Source organism: Okeania hirsuta (assembly GCF_003838195.1).
GTDB lineage: Bacteria > Cyanobacteriota > Cyanobacteriia > Cyanobacteriales > Microcoleaceae > Okeania > Okeania hirsuta.
On record NZ_RCBY01000408.1, the window covers coordinates 1 to 3,804 of the forward strand.

Below are 3,804 nucleotides of genomic sequence, written 5' to 3' on the forward strand. Positions count from 1 at the left end.
TCAGGAATGATGAAATCCGAAAGTAGATATTTTTGGATAATTCTTTCCTCAATATATGTATAGTTTAAAATCTATTATCATTCTTTAATGTGCAACCCCCCAATTTTTCTTTGCTACAAATTCTTCGCTCTAAACATTGTTTCGATCAAATACTTAGTTCAGTCTCGGCTACATTTAACCAACTACCATTGCCAGGGGTATGGTAAATTTCCAATCTTCGAGCTAAAGGGTGGGTTTCTGGAGCTGGAAATGCTTCATAAAAAGAAGCGATATTATGGGTATTGAGATGATCACAAACTAACTTGACTTTTTGAGAAAATGGAATTGTCTACATCCAATAATTGCCTCACTTCTTCTGCCCAATCTATTCGAGTCCGACTATCTCGATTACTAACCCGCCGCCATCCTCTGTTAGGATCAAAAAACATGAACAAAGCTTGTACTCCTTCAGGAGTTTTGACTTAGTTGACAATTTACGTTATAACGCAGTATAATCAGCTAGTTATCTCTGGGTTGAAAAAATACAGTAGTCAACTCAAAAAATAGCTAGAAATATGTACAAGTCAATTCGTACAAAGCTCAAACTAAATAACCAGCAGAAAACCCTCTTGGCTCAACACGCAGGTTATTCAAGATGGGTTTATAACTGGGGCTTAAGTTTATGGAATGCTGCTTATCAAGATGGTTACAAGCCAAATATTTCCTGCGGAATGCTGCGCAAACGTAAGCTCAGAGAAGTTTTTACTAACCACACAAAGCCTTTATATCCTTGGATGAAAAACCTGTCATCTAAGGTTTACCAGTATGCTTTGCTCAACTTAGGTGAAGCGTTCAAAAGGTTCTTTAAAGGATTAGGAAAATACCCAAAGTTTAAGAAGAAAGGTAGGTCTGATTCATTTACAATTGATAATTCTGGAAAACCAATAGAATTAAATGGATGGAATCATAAATTACCTTTTATTGGTATTGTCAAAACTTATGAACCTATTGAAGCAACTACTCAAAAAATAACTATTAGTAAACAGGCAGGTGATTGGTATTTAAGTTTTGCTTATGAATTTACTCAATATCTAACACCAAAAACTACTGAAGTTGTAGGCCTAGATTTAGGCATTAAAACATTAGCAACTTTAAGTGATGGGAAAGTCTTTGAAAGCGTCAAGTCATATCGCCAGTTTGAAGCCAAGCTTTCTCAACTACAATATCTAAACCGGAATAAAGAAATTGGTTCAGCTAATTGGCGAAAAATACAACTGAAAATTGCCAAGCTACATAGAAAGATAGCTAACATCCGTAAAGACGCACTTCATAAATTGACAACATATCTAGCCAAGAACCACGGCAGAGTTGTCATAGAAGATTTAAATGTTAGTGGTATGTTAGCTAACCATAAGCTAGCTAAATCAATAGCCGACCAAGGATTTTATGAGTTTAGGAGACAACTTGCATGCTCTGTGTCAATGGTATGGTTCTGAGTTAGTATTAGTTGACAGGTTTTTTCCATCATCAAAGACTTGTTCTAACTGTGGTCATGTTCAGGATATGCCATTAAATGTAAGGACTTATGACTGCCAGTCATGTGGCTTGTCAATAGACAGAGATTTAAACGCCAGTATAAATTTGAGAGATGCGGTCGGTTCGACCGTGAATGCCTGTGGATGAGTAACCGCCGACGGCCTCAGTGGAAGCAGGAAGTAAACATCAGATTGTCACGTTATGTGACGCTTTGTATCAGTTTTATAGAGCAGTATAGTGATCATCTTCTTTTTTGTCTTCTCCTGGCTTCATGGGGATGGTTTCCTAGAGATGTCCTTGAAGTTGCACAGAGGCTTCATCCATATTAATTAATGGTTGTTCTTCAGAATGGACACTGCTGTAAAGATCGAGAACAACTTCCATTTAGGAGACAAATCTGGCTAAATCCCTTTCTGGAATACAAAACCTTTGGATTTTCCAATGTCAGTGCCTAAGTCCTGATATTATTATCTTTAACTTCTCCTCCACTCCCCCACTCCCCTGCTCAATAAAATGTGGAGTGGGACCATCTTGCTCCCTTGCTTGTATCTTGCTCCCATGAAGCGTCGTTGTTCATCCTCATCTACCATTACGCGAGCAGGACTATCATACTATTTAGTTAACCCATGCTCTAGAGCATAACGAACTAATTCTGTTCGGCTGTTTGTACCAGTTTTCGTAAATAGTCTACTGACATACTTTTCTACATTGCGGACACTGGTGTTTAGGTCTCTAGCTATTTCTTTATTCATTAGCCCTCTGGCTACTAAATCTAATACACTTTGCTCTCTTGGGGTTAAATCTATTTTAATTGGTGATGGGGTTTGAGCGATTGTATTTTTCCCCATTAACATTGCTTTAATTTCGGCAATTTGACTTGCTAAAACAGCAATATCTGAAGTATTTTCCCCTTCATTTGGGCTTTTCGCTACTATTCGACGTTCTAACAAATTTTCGACTATAGCTACTAACTCCTCAGGATCGAAGGGTTTAGAAAGGTAAGCATCACAACCTGCTTGATAACCTTGAATGCGGTCTGTAGTCATTCCTTTGGCGGTCAAGAATACTACTGGTAAAGCTTTAAATCTTGGATCTTCTCGTAATTTTTGTAGAAATTGATAGCCATCTATTTGAGGCATCATAATATCTGTAATTACTAAGTCTGGTAAATATGATTGTAGGATATCCCATCCTTGATTAGCATTACTGGCAACGTTTACATTAAATCCACTATCTTCTAAATAAGCTTGTACGGCTTCCCGTAACCCTGGTTCATCATCTACTAATAATATTTTGCTTGGCATTTTTAATTTTTCCTCTAGCTCATTTTTAGCTTGAATCATTCCAGGCATATAGATTTTTTGAGTTTTACTACTTTCTATAATTTAGCTAATTTTCATTATTAGTGGAGCTAAAATAATGTATGGTTTATAACACTTGACAAAAAGTTATTAAGTTTTTTTTATAAAAATGTAATATGTGGTCAGCAATTTTATGGAGCAGATTTTGCCAGTAACTTCAACCTGTTCCTAATGTCAATAATGAAGGTATTAGATAATTATTAACGGGCTTTGTCCTCGAGGTAGAGGCCAAGAGGCAGACTGTACAAGTATTTCCATTAGACATCTCCTCCAAAAGAGGGAACACCGGATCTGGGAACAGGGAAGAGTAATGGATGATTTCTGGATAAGAATTGATTTTACTTTTTATCCCACATTCCGCAGGTTATAGTAGAAATTTTAAATATTTTTCAAGTAAGGCAGGGTAAGGATTTCAATATTTTGGCCATGAGTGATGTAGGTGAAAATTTATCCCTTTGAGCTAATCGCATCCATTCAGTTTCCTAGAGGATGTACTGCGATTGCATTCAAGAGCGCGATATAGCTACCGCTAGGCTCCGCCAACGCATTTAATTGCTTCTCAACCCATCATTATAGCAGTTTTCATTAACATAGAATACAGAGATTTTGGCTTAAAGGCAGAAGGCAGAGGGCAGAAGGCAGAAGCAATGCAAGTCTACCTTTGTGAAAACCGCTATAATATCTCTAGACTATTCAATGACAGAATCAGCAATGTTTTGAGACTAGCGATCGCTATTTGGCCACACAGATGGTATTATATATAATATAGCCGGAAAAAAAATCCCCCAACAGCACCGTTAATCTGCGGAATGTAGGTTTTATTATATTATTGGAGATGTCTATTTAGAATTAGTCAGGCGTTGCAGAATCAGGAATGATGAAATCCGAAAGTAGATATTTTTGGATAATTCTTTCCTCAATATATGTA

Annotated in this window: 1 protein-coding gene and 3 pseudogenes; 1 reads left to right on the plus strand and 3 read right to left on the minus strand. The window is 37.0% G+C overall.

The window, feature by feature from the left end; all coding sequences use genetic code 11:
- Positions 1-148: 148 nt before the first annotated feature.
- Positions 149-449, minus strand: a pseudogene (locus D5R40_RS31025) (IS630-like element ISMae25 family transposase); the annotation flags it as partial.
- Between the two features lie 105 nt (positions 450-554).
- On the opposite strand from D5R40_RS31025, the pseudogene D5R40_RS31030 reads away from it, so the two are divergent.
- A pseudogene (locus D5R40_RS31030) lies at positions 555-1,662 on the plus strand (RNA-guided endonuclease InsQ/TnpB family protein).
- Positions 1,663-1,803: 141 nt separating this feature from the next.
- On the opposite strand, the pseudogene D5R40_RS31035 reads toward D5R40_RS31030, so the two are convergent.
- Positions 1,804-1,956, minus strand: a pseudogene (locus tag D5R40_RS31035) (IS630-like element ISMae25 family transposase); the annotation flags it as partial.
- Positions 1,957-2,126: 170 nt separating this feature from the next.
- A complete protein-coding gene (locus D5R40_RS31040; RefSeq protein ID WP_124147431.1) occupies positions 2,127-2,819 on the minus strand; it encodes a response regulator transcription factor in 693 nt (230 codons plus the stop codon).
- Positions 2,820-3,804: the final 985 nt, after the last annotated feature.